The 16,419-nt window shown below is 48.9% G+C and carries 15 protein-coding genes; 6 read left to right on the top strand and 9 right to left on the bottom strand.

The window, feature by feature from the left end; all coding sequences use genetic code 11:
• The first annotated feature begins 26 nt into the window (after positions 1–26).
• Both EIZ37_RS11045 and gerQ read left to right on the top strand, forming a co-directional pair.
• Positions 27–449, top strand: coding sequence for a cell wall hydrolase (locus EIZ37_RS11045; protein WP_134684664.1), 423 nt, complete (start codon positions 27–29; stop codon positions 447–449).
• A gap of 75 nt (positions 450–524) precedes the next feature.
• Entirely contained in the window at positions 525–986 is a 462-nt protein-coding gene (gene gerQ / locus EIZ37_RS11040) for a spore coat protein GerQ (RefSeq protein WP_407921136.1), read from the top strand.
• 220 nt (positions 987–1,206) lie between these two features.
• Here gerQ and EIZ37_RS11035 read toward each other — a convergent pair whose 3' ends face one another.
• Both EIZ37_RS11035 and EIZ37_RS11025 read right to left on the bottom strand, forming a co-directional pair.
• Positions 1,207–1,656 (bottom strand): PilZ domain-containing protein, encoded by a 450-nt coding sequence (locus EIZ37_RS11035; protein ID WP_167568795.1) that lies wholly within the window; start codon positions 1,654–1,656, stop codon positions 1,207–1,209.
• A 338-nt stretch (positions 1,657–1,994) separates the two neighbouring features.
• Positions 1,995–3,248 carry a GNAT family N-acetyltransferase gene (locus EIZ37_RS11025; protein ID WP_134684661.1) on the bottom strand — a complete coding sequence of 418 codons (1,254 nt, stop codon included), beginning with the start codon at positions 3,246–3,248 and terminating at the stop codon, positions 1,995–1,997.
• A gap of 129 nt (positions 3,249–3,377) precedes the next feature.
• Here EIZ37_RS11025 and EIZ37_RS11020 point away from each other — a divergent pair, with 129 nt between their 5' ends.
• Positions 3,378–3,812, top strand: coding sequence for a DMT family transporter (locus EIZ37_RS11020; protein ID WP_134684660.1), 435 nt, complete (start codon positions 3,378–3,380; stop codon positions 3,810–3,812).
• A 64-nt stretch (positions 3,813–3,876) separates the two neighbouring features.
• Here EIZ37_RS11020 and EIZ37_RS11015 read toward each other — a convergent pair whose 3' ends face one another.
• Positions 3,877–4,428 carry a hemerythrin domain-containing protein gene (locus EIZ37_RS11015; RefSeq protein ID WP_134684659.1) on the bottom strand — a complete coding sequence of 184 codons (552 nt, stop codon included), beginning with the start codon at positions 4,426–4,428 and terminating at the stop codon, positions 3,877–3,879.
• A gap of 203 nt (positions 4,429–4,631) precedes the next feature.
• Here EIZ37_RS11015 and nrdJ point away from each other — a divergent pair, with 203 nt between their 5' ends.
• Positions 4,632–7,031 carry a ribonucleoside-triphosphate reductase, adenosylcobalamin-dependent gene (nrdJ, locus tag EIZ37_RS11010; RefSeq protein ID WP_134684658.1) on the top strand — a complete coding sequence of 800 codons (2,400 nt, stop codon included), beginning with the start codon at positions 4,632–4,634 and terminating at the stop codon, positions 7,029–7,031.
• A 153-nt stretch (positions 7,032–7,184) separates the two neighbouring features.
• Here the strand turns inward: nrdJ and EIZ37_RS11005 are convergent, their stop codons facing one another.
• Entirely contained in the window at positions 7,185–8,387 is a 1,203-nt protein-coding gene (locus EIZ37_RS11005; protein WP_134684657.1) for an MFS transporter, read from the bottom strand.
• Between the two features lie 107 nt (positions 8,388–8,494).
• Positions 8,495–9,958 carry an Msr family ABC-F type ribosomal protection protein gene (locus EIZ37_RS11000; protein ID WP_134684656.1) on the bottom strand — a complete coding sequence of 488 codons (1,464 nt, stop codon included), beginning with the start codon at positions 9,956–9,958 and terminating at the stop codon, positions 8,495–8,497.
• 72 nt (positions 9,959–10,030) lie between these two features.
• On the opposite strand from EIZ37_RS11000, the gene EIZ37_RS25910 reads away from it, so the two are divergent.
• Complete coding sequence (locus EIZ37_RS25910; RefSeq protein ID WP_167568794.1) at positions 10,031–10,180, top strand: hypothetical protein; 150 nt, start codon at positions 10,031–10,033, stop codon at positions 10,178–10,180.
• A 329-nt stretch (positions 10,181–10,509) separates the two neighbouring features.
• Here EIZ37_RS25910 and EIZ37_RS10995 read toward each other — a convergent pair whose 3' ends face one another.
• A complete protein-coding gene (locus tag EIZ37_RS10995) occupies positions 10,510–11,106 on the bottom strand; it encodes an AAA family ATPase (RefSeq protein WP_134684819.1) in 597 nt (198 codons plus the stop codon).
• Positions 11,107–11,249: 143 nt separating this feature from the next.
• On the opposite strand from EIZ37_RS10995, the gene EIZ37_RS10990 reads away from it, so the two are divergent.
• On the top strand, positions 11,250–12,338 hold the full coding sequence (locus EIZ37_RS10990; protein WP_134684655.1) for a GRAS family protein: 1,089 nt from the start codon (positions 11,250–11,252) through the stop codon (positions 12,336–12,338).
• Positions 12,339–12,344: 6 nt separating this feature from the next.
• On the opposite strand, the gene EIZ37_RS10985 is transcribed toward EIZ37_RS10990, so the two are convergent.
• The 3 genes from EIZ37_RS10985 to licT all read right to left on the bottom strand — a co-directional run bounded on the left by EIZ37_RS10985 (position 12,345) and on the right by licT (position 16,318).
• The gene (locus EIZ37_RS10985; RefSeq protein ID WP_134684654.1) at positions 12,345–13,286 is read right to left on the bottom strand and encodes a 3-hydroxyacyl-CoA dehydrogenase family protein; all 942 of its coding nucleotides are present in this window, start codon (positions 13,284–13,286) and stop codon (positions 12,345–12,347) included.
• A 137-nt stretch (positions 13,287–13,423) separates the two neighbouring features.
• Entirely contained in the window at positions 13,424–15,280 is a 1,857-nt protein-coding gene (locus EIZ37_RS10980) for a beta-glucoside-specific PTS transporter subunit IIABC (RefSeq protein WP_134684653.1), read from the bottom strand.
• Between the two features lie 207 nt (positions 15,281–15,487).
• Positions 15,488–16,318, bottom strand: a complete 831-nt coding sequence (gene licT, locus EIZ37_RS10975; protein WP_134684652.1) for a BglG family transcription antiterminator LicT — start codon at positions 16,316–16,318, stop codon at positions 15,488–15,490.
• Positions 16,319–16,419: the final 101 nt, after the last annotated feature.

Raw genomic sequence — 16,419 nt, 5'->3', positions numbered from 1 at the left:
GTCAGTTTGTGTGGGGAGGTGAAGGAATGGCCGTAATAAAAACAAATAGCAGCGATATCGATCTGTTGGCGCGATTAATCCGTGCGGAAGCGGAAGAGGACGGGGATCTCGGGATGCTGATGGTGGGAAACGTTGGCGTCAATCGGATTTTGTCCAACTGCCTGGACTTTAGAAACATTCGGACCATGCGACAAATGGTGTTTCAGTCCCCCGGCGGATATGAAGCCGTTCAAAGACCGTATTTCTATCAACGTGCCAGGGATAAAGAGCGCCGTCTCGCCAGACGTGTAGTCGGTGGAGAACGACAGCATCCGGCATCCAGAGCATTGTGGTTTTTCCGCCCGACCGGCGGCTGCCCGCCCCAGTGGTTTAACCAGTTCAATACCGGACGATTCAAGGCCCACTGTTTCTTTGCGCCTTCAAGAACCGATTGCCCTCGCGTCTATTAAGAGTATGCGCCATCTTCATCTCAAGGCAGTGTTTCAGACAGATGTTTGGAGAAGCGAAACAGTAGAAGGAGAGATATGAACATGCAAAACCCGTATATTCAGCTTGCTAACCTGCAATACCCCGGTTATGACACCACTCAGTATTATCAACAAATGATGCCTTATCAAATGACGCCTCAGCAAGTAATGCCACAACAGGTCATGCCTCAGCAAATCACACCCATGCAGCCAAGCGGAACCATGATCCCGGGCATGACACAAACACCAGGAGCTTTCGTAGAAGAATCCTATATTGAGAACATTCTGCGCGCCAACTTGGGAAAAGTGGCAACCATCTACATGACCTTTGAAAATAACTCCCAGTGGAATGCCAAGGTCTTTAAAGGTGTTTTGGAAGCGGCCGGCCGCGATCATATCATCATCAGCGATCCGCAAACAGGCAGACGCTACGTCCTTTTGATGGTCAATCTGGACTACATTACTTTCGATGAAGAGCTGAACTATATCGCTCCTACCCTGCCGCCGGGAGTTCGTTAATAGAAGAAGAGGACCCGGCGCTTGAGGCTCCGGGCCTTTTCATGTTCGTTATTTCAGTATAAGATGTGTACCCTGGGCAGCACCAGCAAGCCTATCCCTGATCCGATCGCTGGTACCGCTTGAATCACGCAACCAAAAGCGGATGTCCTGGAATGAGTGATCGAGAATACAAAAAATCCTCATCCATTCGGGTGAGGATTTCTTTTTGCCTAAAGATAAATTAACCACGATCTTCGCATGACAAAAACTCGTCTCTGTCTTCTGTCAAAAACCTGCTGCCCGTCATTGTCCGATTTTGTCTTTTGCGGATCGCCAGAGTATTGATCAATTGGGATAGTCGCGCTATTTTGTCTTCATCCATGGTAAATTGCACACCATATTCTGTCAGATCTCCGCCCGCTGGTATCGAGCGGACCACATATCCGAACATTTTGATTGACTGCTGCAGGATAATGGTTTCGAATTCCAGCACGACATTTGGGCTAACAGGGAGCTGCAAATTGGTTTGAAACCGAAGTCCTCCTGCCCCCATGTCTACGATCAATACGGACGCCGCACCTGTCTCCAGCGTTTTGCCATTTACACGGACGATGGTCATATCCGCGCACAGCGGTGGATCTAAGTGTAATCGATAGTAATGACGAGCATTGTTCTCTACACTACTATGCATGAATAGACAGCACCTCAGGAGGTTGAACATGCCCAACCTAATTTTGTCACAATTTTACCATATCTGAAGGCCTATGGACAGTCACCTGCGCTTTTTTCCTGTTTTTTTCTTGATCCAAATGTCCTCGGGCTTAATAGGATAATTTTCCCATAAATATTGAAAATCATACTCCAGCGTATCGTTCTTCACAAAACGGAATAGGAGTTCTACCACTACCCAAACGAATAACAGCAAGGCGCATGTACCAAAAATGGCTTCAGGCATGTCCGCGACCCCCTTCCCTTGATGCTTCATTTTATGCACCCAGGAGAGGGAATATTCAGAAAATGTTCACTTGACTAAAAAGCTGTCATACAAACCGGTGGCTCCTGTGCCGCAAACAACCGATTCACGACATCTGCATAGGAGGGATCTGAAATGGTGGCAAGCTCGTACTGATGCAATCGCTTGAAAGAAACAGCTCCAACCAGTAAGGAGGAAAACGCTGCAATGTCCATCGCAATTTCCACGTCCCAATCCTCCCGATCATTCAATGTGGCTCGCCCATTGTTAAATTGTACGAGCAGACTGCCATCGTTCTCCGGCAAAAAGCTGTCGCGCACAGTCAGCTTCAGCCGGCACGTCTGTGCACCGAAGTCACGGTGGGAAAGCTGTTGGAACGCTTCCTTGGTATCCAGTACCCGATACATGATGCCGACTCCCGAGGCATGACTTTCGTGATAGACATGCGGAATCATGCGCTCGCTCCCATTTCCGGGATCGGCAAGCAGATGGTGAAACGAATCATCCTGCGTGCGAATGACAATGCGATGGATCTGATCATTCTGACTATGTAAAAATGCAAAGAAACTGGAGAGCACCTGCGGATTTTCATAGACCAGCTCCTTCACCACCAGGTTATTGAGCAAATTGTTCTCATCATGTGCCTTTTGAAAATGATAGACAAGATAGCCCAGCAGCTCTCCGTTTTCCCGGTACCCCACAAACAGATGCTCCGGATTGGCAAACAGCTGCTCGCTTTCAAACGCTGTCTTTGCCATCATCCCATGCGTCCGTTTCATCACGCGTTGATAGCAAGCGACAAGCTCATCACGATCCTGGCTGGTCAAATAGCAGAGCGACTGCTTGCTCCCCTTATTGGGCAGGCTCGCTGGTTTTACCCGATATTCATGCATCTTCGCGCCAATGCCAAAGCCCATATTTTTGTAAAAATCGACCCGGAATGGATACAGGGCGGCAAAGGCGGTTCCCTTACTGCGATAGTCGCGCAGATAGAAGGCGATCAGATCTTTGGCGACCTTTTCTTTTTTATGCAGCAAATCAACAGCGACCATACCCACGCCCCCCACAGCCACCTCTTCGCCAAAGAGATTCATCCGATAATCATAGAGCCTCATTCCCCCCAGCATTTGCCCCTCCCGAAAAAGGCCAATCAAACGCGAAGAGCGATCTTCATGAATGACCTTCTGCATACGGGCCATCATCTGTGCGTGCCCATCAGGGGTATACCATTTTCCGGACGGATATGCTTGTGCCAATATTCGGACAAATTGTTCCAAATGATTCTCGTTAAGCTGGTGGATCTGATTCATTTGTGTTTCCCCTTTCGTTTTGACAGAACTTTCCTTACATTCAAAAATATTTTATCGCATTTCGCCCAAAAAGGAAATTCATGTTACACTTCAATCGATGATGCTTGGATGGGAAAGGAGAAAAAGAAAATGAATTGGTTACTTGCGGGACTCGCCATGTTGGGAGGTGTTTGCGTCGGGTTGCAAGCGGCAATCAATGGTCAGCTGGGAAAAAAGATCGGCTCATTGGAAGGGGCATTCGTCTCGTTTGCTGTGGGCACACTGGCGCTCTTGCTCGTCATGATCTTCTTCGGAAAGGGAAACGTGCTTTCTGTCATGAACTTGCCAAGGTGGCAGCTCACCGGTGGACTGTTGGGGGCCGTATATGTAGTGGCATCCGTCCTTGCCGTTCCCAAAATCGGGGTGGCAACCACATTGATGGCAGTCGTCAGCGGTCAGTTATTGATGAGTGCCATCATCGATCATTACGGCCTGATTTCGGGTCAGCAGATTCCGTTTGATTGGAAACGCGCGCTGGCCCTCGTCCTGATGGCGGCAGCTCTCTATCTGTTTACGAAACGATAAACATCACCTCGTATGCGAGAACCCGTTGCTCCTTCCCTTAAGGAGCAACGGGTTCTATTTTTTCCTATTGTTTTCCCCGCGCTTCATAGGCGGCTTTTACCTCGGCCGCAATCTCGTCCTTTTCCGCTTGGCTCAAAATCAAGCTGACCATCGGAAAAAAGTAATGATCCTCTTTCTCGATATGCTTTTTCAACAGATAGGCCAGCAGGTTCATCTTTTGCACCAAATCCTTGCTTGGCTCAGCTGCATTCCGCGTTGTAAACAGCTCGGCCGCATCCCGGAAATTTTTGCGGATCGTCCCGTGCTCCTGCAGCAGCTTCATGCATGGTCCCACTTCATCCGTGGCAAAATACCTGCTTAATCTCGGTAAAATGAAGGTCTCTTCGTAATAGAAGTGCTGGGAAAGCTCTGTTTCAATCTCGCGAAGCGCCTGCTGATAAATCTCCTCGTCATATTTGATCCTTACTTGATCCATCAAATGACCCAGGGCCGCATGCTCTTCTACAAAGCTGTGCAGCTCTGGGGCTATGATGGAATACACACGTTCATATTCTTTTTCCGTAACAGTTTGCCAATCATTTAGATCTAATTTCGGCTGGTATCCAGACGTCTTCATGAGCGGTTCAACTCCTTGTGTAGCTTGCCCTTTCTATCAGCATACCGTTTTTTTCGAAACAATACTGTGAGAAAGATCACATTCCTTTTTTTCATTTTAGGACTAGTAAAACACAATATATATGGTATTCTATTAATCATCACCACAACATATAGTGTCTATCATTCTAGCAATACGTACATACACGAAAGGGGCTATCCGCCATGACAGCTCAACTCAAGCAATCTTTTTTGGACAAGTTTACCGGAGTGGATCCAAACTGGGGCGCACTCGGCTGGTTTACCTACAAACGAACCTATGCGCGGGAAAATAAGCGGGAAGGACGCACGGAGGATTGGAACGAGACCATCCGTCGGGTCGTGGAAGGCAACGTAAACATGATCCCTGGAGACCCGCTCGTCAATGATGCATACATGGAGAAGATGTATCAACAGATTTTCCATCTCGTCTGGACGCCGCCGGGACGCGGATTGTGGATGTCTGGCAGCGAGTTTGCCAAACGGACGGGCGACGCGATGAACAACTGCTGGTTCGTCCAAACACGCCCTTATCATTATGGCAGCACCAGCAAAATTTTTACCCGTACCGCGATCCAACCGGATAAGGCCTACGCTTCCTATCCGTTTATTTTCACCTTTGATCAGCTGATGAAGGGTGGCGGTGTCGGCTTCAGCGTGGAGAATCGGTTGCTGGAGCAAATGCCGGCCGTGGCGAATGAAGTGGCGATCTCCTTTTCCATCGCCGAGTCCCACCCCACCTATCCGGAAATCAAAGCGTTGTCCGCACAGCATGGCTTCTCGCTGAACCAACCGAAGCAACCTGCTGACGTCGAGCTTCTCATCGCCGATTCCCGCGAAGGCTGGTGCGAATCCCTCGCTGTCGTGATCGATCGCCATTTTGTCGGCACACCGCAGACGCTTTCCTTCGATCTGACTGAGCTGCGTCCACGCAACGCGGATATCAAGGGATTTGGCGGCAAAGCGAGCGGCAGCGGTCCATTGGTTGAGCTGCTCGTATTTGTCAGCGACATGCTGAATAAACGCCAAGGCAAACAGCTGTCCTCCAAGGATTGCACCGATATCTACAACATGATCGGCCGTACCGTGATCGCCGGAAACGTCCGTCGCAGCGCAGAGGTGGCGCTTGGCGATGCTGCCGACACCAGCTTCATCAATATGAAAAACTGGCGCCATACCGAGCATCTGTGGGTCTATGAAGGCAATGAGCGCCGTCTCAAAACAGCAGAGGAAGTCATGGCGGATACCTCCCTTTCCCGTGAAGAGGCGGAAGATCTGCTGTATGATGCCTGGGCGCAAAACAATCATCGCTGGAGCAGCAACAATTCTGTCATAATCGACGATCCGGCCCGCTACGACTTTGGCATCATCGCGCCAGCCATCGAAGTAAACGGAGAACCGGGCATCTACAATCGCTTTTTGGCCCGCAATTTCGGCCGGATCATCGACGGCTACCAAGAAAACTGTGACCCTGCCGATGGCGGCAACCCGTGCATGGAAATCTCGCTCGCTTCCTACGAGCCGTGCAATCTGGCGGAGCTTCATCTGCCGAAGCTGCTGGAGCATGGGCTTGATCCGGCAGACGTGCTGCCGCTCATGGTCCAGTATGCAAAACGGATTACCTTTGCCCAGTATGATTGGGAGTCTACCCGGGAGATTGTGAGCAAACATCGGCGGATCGGCATCTCACTGTCTGGCATCCAGGATTGGATCGTAATGAAGTGGGGAAAAAGCGCGATTAAGGAATGGCAGCTGTATCGGGAAGAAGACTGGGACGATATGGTCTGGAAACATCAAAACCGCCAACCGTACGCGGTCGTCGAGCAATTGCCGGAACAGTATGACGGTTATGCGGAGCCGGTCTACCAGCCTGAAATCATCGCGGAATTACATCGAATGTACACAATCGTCAAACAGGCGGATGAGGATTATTCCCGTCTGCTGTCCGAAGTGGTGGGCTATGAGGTGCAGCCGTCCATCAAGCTGACGACGGTGAAGCCGTCCGGCTCGGTCAGCCTGCTGTCGGGGATCACACCGGGCATTCACTGGTCCTACTTTGAATATGGCATCCGGCGGATCATGTGCCAAAAAGGGGACGTGCTTGCCGATCTGGCTGTGGAATGCGGGTATCATGTAGAGGATTCGGCTTATACCCCGCAATCGGTCGTGGTGGAGTTCCCTTACAAAGCATCATCGGCTGGTCTGCCGGGCTTCAAGTCGTGCGCGGATATTACCATTGAAGAGCAGTTCGCGATGCAGGCGTTGTTCAATATTTATTGGGCGGATAACATGGTATCATGCACGATCTCGTTCCACGAGCAGGAACGCGGGAAAATCGCCAAGCTGCTGGAGCAATACCGGATGCGGATCAAATCGACTTCGCTCCTCCCCTACAGCGGCCATGGCTACAGCCAGGCTCCTTATGAACCGACCAGCAAGGCGGAGTATGAAGCACGGCTCGCCAAAATCAACATGCCGATTGAGGAGTTTTACAAACGTCTGCGCTCCACGCAGCAAATCCAAGATCATGAGATGACATTGGCAGAACTGGCGGAATGTGTGGGTGGAGCTTGCCCGATTCGATAAATAGATAGATAAGGGTGGAGATTCAGATGCTTACCTGAAATCTCCACCCATTTTCTTTGGAGCCGTTTAACAAAAAAACGGATGCCGGAGCACCCGTTTTTTCGCTGTCAAACGGTTACCTAACCGAGTGACTACTCCCTTCAACGGTGAACGTTATTTCATGTTCATCCGAGAAAATTTGGCATATAAGAAGAATCCGGTGAAGATAATGACAATCCCCGACCAGAAAAACCACATCTGGACCCCATACTTATCGACGATCGGACCTGCCAGCGCTAATCCGATCGGTGAGGAAAGCAACGTGATGCTCGTCACGAACGAAATCACGCGCCCCAACTTTTCAGGCTCGTATGCCCTCTGAATCATCGCCATGTACGGCCCATTGAAAAAAGGCGCGGCTGCTCCCATAAAGAACGATAGAATCACGAATGCATAAAAGGCACCGCTATGAATCAGGCCACTAATGACACAGGTAATGCCAATCATGAGCAGACTCAAACTCATATATGCCGTGTCCTTCCATCTCGAAGCGAAAACGGACAGCATGGCGCCGCCAAGGATCATCCCGATGCCGAAAACAGCCTCCACGATACTCCCACTGTATCCTCCGCGTTCAAAATGTGAGAACGTCATAAGGGGAAACAACGTCGCAAGCGGCATAAACACGATGCCGAAGATAGCAGTAACGATCGTGATAACAACGATCGGCTTCACGGTAACGAATGCCTCCCAGCCCAGCTTGAATTCCGCGAAAAACGAAGGCGTTTGGGCAACCTCCACTCTCGGTTGGTGAATCGTGACAAGCATTAGCATGAGATTGGCGAACAATGCCCCAACCACATCCAAGAAAAGTACCGTTCCAAGGGATGCAGCCGAGTAGACCGCAATGCCGAGTGCGGGGCCAAGCACACTCGAAAAGGAAAAGACCATTTGATGCCAGCCTGCCACACGTGTCAATTGATCTTCAGGTGCGATGAGCGGAATGGACGCTTGGAATGCCGGGGCATGAAAGGCGGAAGCTGCTGAGCGTATCATGAGGATCACATACACGATCCATACGCTCGGATCTCCAAAAAAGAAATATGCTCCTAAAAGCAAGCTGAAGACCGCTATGACGCTGTCCGCGATGATCATCGTTTTTTTGCGGTTCCACCGGTCAAGCCAGACTCCGACGAATGGTCCCAGCAGCGCTTGAGGCAAGAATGCGGCAAGTCCCGCAATCATCAGTACCGCAGCCGAACCGGAAGTTACGGTCAAATGCCATATGATCGAAAACTGAACCATGGAAGACGTTAAAATTGAAATGATTTGTCCGCTGAATATGATCGCGAACGATTTTTTCCATTGAAGATGCATGCTAGTTGGTCTCCTTTTTTCCAAGCGTTTTACCGGACGCTTGCGGATGCTATCGAATAGATATCATTAGAGTAACTTGTTAGTTCGTCCAAACATCCAATCAAATTTCAGCACTTCCGAATGATTTTTTTATCCTTGATCTCGAATACAGTATCGGCAACGTTCTCTAGCAAGCGGACGTCGTGCGATATGAAAATAATGGTACCTGTATAGTCTTTCATCAAATTTTCCAGTGCTTCCACTGCGGGAAGATCGAGAAAATTGCTTGGTTCATCCATAAGCAAGATGTTGTATCTCCCGAGCAGCATTTTGGCAAGCTGTAATTTCATGATTTCCCCACCGCTCAATACAGACAACTCTTTTCGCACATCATGCTGAGAAAATCCCAGAGCTGCCAGTACAGCGCGAATTTCCGACATCTGGTAATCACAGTTTTCCTGCATGAACTCCATGACACCCTGATGACGGTCAACTTTGTAACCGTTTTGCGCGAAGTAGCCGATTGCCGCTTTTGGTGATATAGAAATGCCGTCTTCACGATCCAGTATCATTTTGAAAAGTGTTGTTTTTCCTGTTCCGTTTGCACCCGTAACCGCTATCTTGGCGCTCAACGGAAATTGGAAAGAAGCCTTGTCAAAAATGACCTTGTCGTCTACCCGTTTGCAGATCTCGTTCCCCGCAATTGGAAAGGGATTGTGAAGTTCTAACGATTTGCTCTGACGGAAATGGACGGGACGAATCGCCTCTCGAGGTTTCACATCACCAAGGGATTCGATTCGATGCTCCATATTTTTTGCAGCATTATGGAGCTTCTTCTGCTTACTGCCCACAGTTTTTTGATGGCCAAGTCGACCGCCGCTTTCCGAGCTGTTTTTTCTTGAAGCTCCTTTCGCCTTTTGGTCCATTTTTCGAGCCTGATTCTTTTTTTCGGCGATGGCTTTCTCCAGCCGGTCTCGTTCAGCGATAAACTGCTTATATTGTGCAGCCTGGTTTTTTTGTTCCTCTTCTTTTTGTGACAAGTAGTCAGAGTAGCCGCCCCAATACTCGGTAATCTTTCCGTCTTTCAACTCCCAAATTTTATCGACCACTCTATCGAGGAAATACCGGTCATGACTAATGACGAGCAAAGCGCCCTTGTAAAATGCAAGCTGGTTGATCAAAAAGTCGATACCTTCACGATCGAGATGACTCGTCGGTTCATCGGCGAAGATACCATGCACTCCTTCCGACAAAGCCTGTGCAATTTTTAGCCGTGATTCTTCACCGCCGCTCATATGCTCCATGTTCAGTTTGTCTACGCCAAGCTTGCCCAGTAATGCTTGATCCACTTCTTCATGAATGACAACATCATCCAGCTGCGGAATATAGGTAAAATTACCCTCCCTCACAATTTTCCCATGTGGCAAGGGAATTTCCCCCAGCAATACTTTTAGCAGCGTGCTCTTCCCTGCTCCGTTCGCACCGACCAATCCAATGCGATCATATTCATGAAGTTCCAAATCCTCAATCTCTAATACATCGCGACCCATATATTCCACGTGAATACCTTTTGCTTTCATTAACAAACTCATTATGATAACCTCCTTCATTAATCGCAGTTCTCTGTTCGCAGGATAACCTGCGATTTTTGAAGGGAGGATTATATGAAGAAGTACCAATGCATATATCGCATTGCTTTAGCCCCTTTCATGCTTTTGTTATCAACAAGAAACACCGATACCGCTTGGTTGAATAAAGAACACTTGTTTTTGGCAATAAAAAATGCAGATCCAAACCCACAAAGCAGGCTTTGATCTGCATGAATTACGAATACGGACACGGCGAAAAAAGCATAGCAAAAAAAGCTATCCGATATCGCGATCTATGTCTCCAAACGTAAAAATAAGCAGCTCAAAAAAGCCCACAGTTGTGGTAAAATCCGCTTTTTTATAGCCAGCTTATCGAATACGCATGGAGTGTAGCATAGATAACGTTCCTCCTATTGTTTAATGGATTGAATATTAACATGGACTTCACCTGCTGTCAATAAACCCTACAAGCCTCCACACATACATCAAATTTGCAGCACATAGGAGCAGCTATGGTTTCGCGCAAAGATTGGGGAAGGAGCCTAGTTTTCTATTCATCCGAAAAATCGGATGTGCCTGAGCTGTGTTCCATACCGATCCAGCAGCTTCCTAAGCTTTCCTCGTCGATCAGGTTGCAGTGGAATATTCACCATAGCAGCAATTTTTTCAACAACTTCCTCAATTGTCATTTGATCCGTTTCAAGATGGTCCCGGAAACAGTCGTGGGCAAGACCTTCGATACATCGATCGATTTGCTGCGCTGGCCAGGAACGTTTTCCTTCCCCTCTGGTGCGTAATCTTTGCAGCAATGTTTCTTTGGAAGCACATAAGGCAAAGTGATGGACCGTTACTCCATCCATTCGCAGCCTGCCTATGATTTCCTGGAAATATTGCGGATTGACGACGGTCATGGGTACCAAGATCGTTCCGTCGACTTCATCTGCGAGATAGGCTAGCATCGAATAAGTAGATTCACGCCACATTGGATAGTCTTGAAAGTCGGCCTTCGCCGCTTCCTTGGGTACATTTTTCCGTATGTAAAAGCCAGCCTGCTCGGGATCGAAAACATAAGAATGGGGTATTCTTCGGTGCAGTTCATGGGCCGTCTGTGTTTTTCCCGAGCCGAATGCGCCATTGATCCAGATGATCATCCTTGTCACCTCGTTTCCTCCTTGTCATTCCTGAATAGTTCCCACGCCGAGAGGAACACTCTCCTATTCCAAAAGGATTGTACCATCCGTTACGATGTTTGCTGTACTTACGAAAACGGATAAAAATCGAAGGGCGTGTAACGATGAATCATATGAAAAATCGGGTAAATCCTCCCTCTCCTCTATTGCGTAAAGCGCTGCAGCTCATTCAAGCCAACCTGTTAGAGGCTGCCCGGCATACGCTTTCCCAGATGGTCGGCAATACTACTCCCCATGGACCAGCGGAAGACGTCCTGTCCGACATGTTTGCAGCCGCCCTTTCCAAGCGGCTTACCGATGAAGCTTCCGCGGGGATCAACCTTTATCTCAAACAATACGAGCATGCTCAAATCGATTTGTTTAACCTTGCTGCTCAGCATCTGCCCTTCGTCGGGCAACCGGGGATCGTGGCCAACTCCTATTTGGCGCAGTTCATTGCAGGTCAAGAGGAGGTTACCCTGCTGGAAATCGGCATCGGTACGGGTAGGCAAGTATTGGACCTCCTGCAATTGCTGGAGCAAAGAAACGCCCTGCCGCGCAGCTTGACGATATTCGCAATCGAACCGATGGCCGACGTATTGGAAGCGGCAAAAGGAACGATCGCCAACGCATGCAAACGACTGGGTGTGGAGCTTTCTTTTCACGCGATTCCCCGTTTTATCGAGCAATTATCCACAGAGGAAATGAAAGCTCTGACCACCTATAACGGCCGACTTTGTGTGAATGCAGCATTTTCCCTGCACCATATACACGGAAGCAGGGCAGACATTCTGCGCAGCATCCATGCATTGAATCCGTCCGTGATCGTCCTGTGCGAACCGAATTCGGATCATTACGAGCCTGACTTGGTGAAGCGCTTTGAAAATGCCTGGGCGCACTTTGGAGCCGTTTTTGCTTTTATCGATCAGCTTCAGCTATCCCATGCGGAAACCGTTTCGCTGAAGATGTTCTTTTACCGTGAAATTGAGGATATCATCGGCAACCAAGAAGCATCGCGGTATGAACGTCATGAACCAGTCGGGACTTGGGTGAATCGTCTGCAAGCTGCAGGGTTTCGCACACATACATCCCGTGAAGCGCTTCGTGACATCACCGCCCACGCTCTCATCACCCCGAACCTGTACGAACATTATGTCGGATTCGATTATCAAGCCGAGACACTGGTCGCTGTGATTTGTGCTGTTCCTCGGTAATCTACCTTAGCCTTCTGTCCGCTTTTTCATGGCTGCCAGACGAATGAAAAATTCATCCCGTTCCCTGAGCTTTTGGACAACCGACTGTTCGTCATAGGCATAGATCCCTTTTCCTGTCTTGGTTCCCAAATCGCCCTTGTCTACACATCTTTCGATCACGTCAGGCGCCCGTTCCGATTTGTCCAATACGGGCGCCAAATTGTCGATGACCCGTTTCCACGTATCGAGACCGCCAAAATCGGCTGTTTCAATCGGACCGATGAACGACCAGCGGAAACCGGGACCTGCCGTTACCGCGAGATCAATATCGGCAGCCTCCGCCACTCCTTGTTCCATGAGGAAAAACGCTTCTCGCGCCAGTGCTGCTTGCAGGCGGTTGGCGATAAAGCCGGGCACGTCCTTTTTTAAAAGAACGGGAGACTTTCCAATCGCTTTCATCAGCTCGATGGTGGCCTCAACCACGTCCCCTGCTGTCTGTTCATGTCTGACAATCTCCACAAGCGGCACTAACTGAGCGGGATTAAAAAAATGCGTGATAATCATCCGGTGCGGGGTGGCCATCTTTTCCGCCAGGCGGGCAATCGGAAAGGTCGAGGTATTGGAAGCGATGATCGTATTCGGCTTTGCGAGACGTTCCAGCTTTTCATAGAGCTCCCATTTCATCTCGATTACTTCGGGAATGGCCTCGGTAATAAAATCTGCCTCTTGAACGGCTATGGCCAAATCTGTTGTAGATGTGATCCGGTTCAATGCCTGTTGCTTGCTCGCTTCTGTAATGATCCCTTCTTGGACCAGCAGAGACAAATGATCAGCAATGGCCTTCCACGCTTTTTGCAGATACTTCTCCTCTACGTCGTACATTGCGACCGGATAACCTGCCAGCGCATACAGCTGTGCGATACCATGTCCCATTACCCCTGAGCCGATGACTGCGACTTTTGTAATCATGTGCTCCTCCTCTATCCACTTGGTTATTCCTCTCCATCATAAGCGCAATCAGGAAAAGGGGAAAGTTTCCATTTGTTCGTGCCATAAAAAAGATGGCCCCAACCGATTGCTGGGGCCATTCATGTATGCGAATCACGTCAGATGCTGAGCTTTAATAACGTATCTTGTTCTTTGACCGAAAGCTCGGAGGTTGCCGCAATCTCCGTATAGTTAGCGGTATTGGTAATAATGATCGGCGTAACGGCCTGGTATCCGGCCTCCCTGATTTTGTCCAGATCGAACTCCAGTAGCAGATCGCCCACTTTTACCTGATCGCCTTGTTTAACATGAGCGTGGAAGAACTTGCCGTCCAGTTGAACGGTATCGATTCCCACATGGATCAAAATTTCCGCTCCGCTTTCGGAAACCAGTCCGATCGCATGCTTGGTTTTGAACGCTACGACCACGGTTCCGTTGACAGGTGAGACAACCTTTCCGGCACTCGGTTCAATCGCGATGCCTTTGCCCATCGCTTCCGATGAAAAGGCCGGGTCGGACACACGGGATAATGGAATCACAGTCCCTTCCAACGGGCTGGCGATCTCTTCGCCTGCTGCTACTCTCGCATGTTCCGCAGTGTCCTGCGTTTCCTCTTCCTCGACCGGATCTTCAAAGCCCAAAATGTACGTCAAAGCCGCAGAGACGACAAAGGCGACTGCGATACCCAGGAGAAGACCGGTGAATCCTTCGCCGCCAGGACCGTAGAAAATCGGGAGTGTCAACAGGCCGGGAGCACCTGATGCGAATGCTTTCGTACCTGCCTGCCCGATAATCGCCCCACCTACGGCACCACCGATGATTCCGGCGATAAACGGACGTTTTAACGGCAAGGTTACCCCGTATACAGCCGGCTCGGTAATTCCGAAAAGGGCAGTCAGCGTAGCAGATCCCGCTAATGTTTTGAGCTTTTTGTTTTTCGTTTTCAGCATGACCCCCAATGCGGCGCCGGTTTGGGCAAATACCGATGCGGTTGTCGCCGGCTTGATGCCGTCGCTGCCGTTCACGGCGACGTTATTGATAAAAATCGGAACCAAGCCCCAGTGTACGCCGAAAATAACGAGCAGCTGCCAGGAGGCTCCCAGGATCGCTCCGGCGATTAACGGACTAAACGAGAATGCCGCGAGAATGGCATCCGCGATCCCGTTCCCTACATTGACGCCGATGGGTCCGAACACGATCAAGGTCAACGGCACCATGACGACCAGGGAGATCAGCGGTGTGACAAAGTTCTTCACACTTTCATGAATGTAGCGATTACATACTTTCTCAAGCTTACTCATGACAATCACAGATAAGATTATCGGGATTACGGTAGAAGAATAGCTCATCATCGTGACCGGTATGCCGAAAAACGTAGTGGCTACCTTTTCCGCCTTGAGGGCGACAATCGAAGGATAAAGCAGCGCCCCGGCGATGGTTACTGCCGTAAAAACGTTGCCGCCGAACTTTCTTGCTGTAGTGATCGCCAACAATACCGGCAGGAAATAAAACAGGCTGTCTGCTGCTGCCGCGAGGATGATATAGGTCGTTTCTTTTGGGGACAACACACCTGCATTGCTGGCAATGAGCAATAGCCCTTTCAGAATCCCTGCCCCAGCCATCACACCGAGCAAAGGAGCGAAAATGCTGGAAATGACATCGACTGCCCGGCCAAAGAAGCTGCCTTTTTTCCCTTCGCTTGCTTGGTCTGATTTATTGGAGTCGGTCAATAGGTTGGAAATTTTCCCGATAGCGTTATACACCTCAGGAACGGTATTTCCAATGACCACTTGAAATTGTCCGCCGCTCTCCTTAACGGTAATAACCCCTTCTGTTCTTTCCAATTTTCCCTTGTTTGCCTTGGAAACATCCTTTAATACAAAACGCAAGCGGGTGGCGCAGTGAACGAGCGATTTCACGTTTTTCTCTCCACCGACCAGCTCTACTATCTCTCCCGCCAATTTCTCGTACTTCATGACTTGCACCCCCGTTTTTTCTTTTTGGCAAACAAAAAACCTAAGCCATTGGAAACAGTGGACATCGGTCCAACTATTTCCAGCGACTTAGGTTTTGCCTGCATAACCAGTAACAATCCCAGATTGTCATAATGAAGTTGTTATATTTCAATAATACTAAATTTTCCGTAATTGTCAACGTTTTCATTGAAATTATTTCGGTGGCGTCTATCGATTGACGACCCTTTCAATGTGAATCGTCAAATACAGCATTTCTTCGTTCGTGAGCGTGTGATTGTATTCCTTTTTGATATAATCCTTGATTTTCTCGGTACAGCTCGCCGCCTCTTTATGCTTTTGCTTAATCATGATATACAGGTAATCATCATCATTGTCGTAATGGGTTCCTTGAAACACACGCTGGGCGAAAAAGCGCAGATGGGTCACAAAGCGATGATAGTTTAACGAATCCTCTTCGAATTCGACGTTGAAATGATATTTTACGATGGTGATGATTCTTTGGATGAACTTGGTGATGTTCATCGTGTTGGTCATTTCTTCATTCATTTCGGCGTTGATGATGTGGATGGCAATGAAGCCCGCTTCGTCCTCGGGCAGAGCGATTCGAAACTTTTCGTTGATTTGCTCCAATGCCTTCAGCCCAACTGAAAACTCTTCTTTATACAGTTGTTTGATTTCCCAGAGCAGCGCATTCTTGATTTCGATCCCTTTTTGATGCCGCTCCATGGCGTAATTGATATGATCGGTGAGCGAGACATAAATGTTTTCATTCAGCTTTTTGCCCAATACATGTTTGGCGTACTGAATAATTTCTTCCACCACGACCATTAGATCCATCGGGACTTCACGGAGCAGCAGCTTAAAATTTTCGGACGTTTGCTTGTTTTTCAAGGCAAACACTTTTTGGATGCGATCCTTCTGTACCTCTTCGCCTGGTTTTTTCTGAAAAGCGATCCCTCTTCCCATGATCACAAGCTCCGTACCATCATCCTGTAATACGCTGATTACATTGTTATTGATAACCTTTGCAATCTTCATGGCCCTTTTCCTACCTCAATATGGGAGATTTGATGTTGAACGATGTCCGTTTATAAGTAAAAAAACCCAAGCCACAACAAGCATAAGACCCTCTAGTGGTC

The sequence above is a fragment of the Brevibacillus migulae genome, assembly GCF_004521915.1.
In the GTDB taxonomy this organism is placed as follows: Bacteria; Bacillota; Bacilli; order Brevibacillales; family Brevibacillaceae; genus Brevibacillus_F; species Brevibacillus_F migulae.
This window is presented reverse-complemented; position numbering and strand designations above follow the sequence as displayed.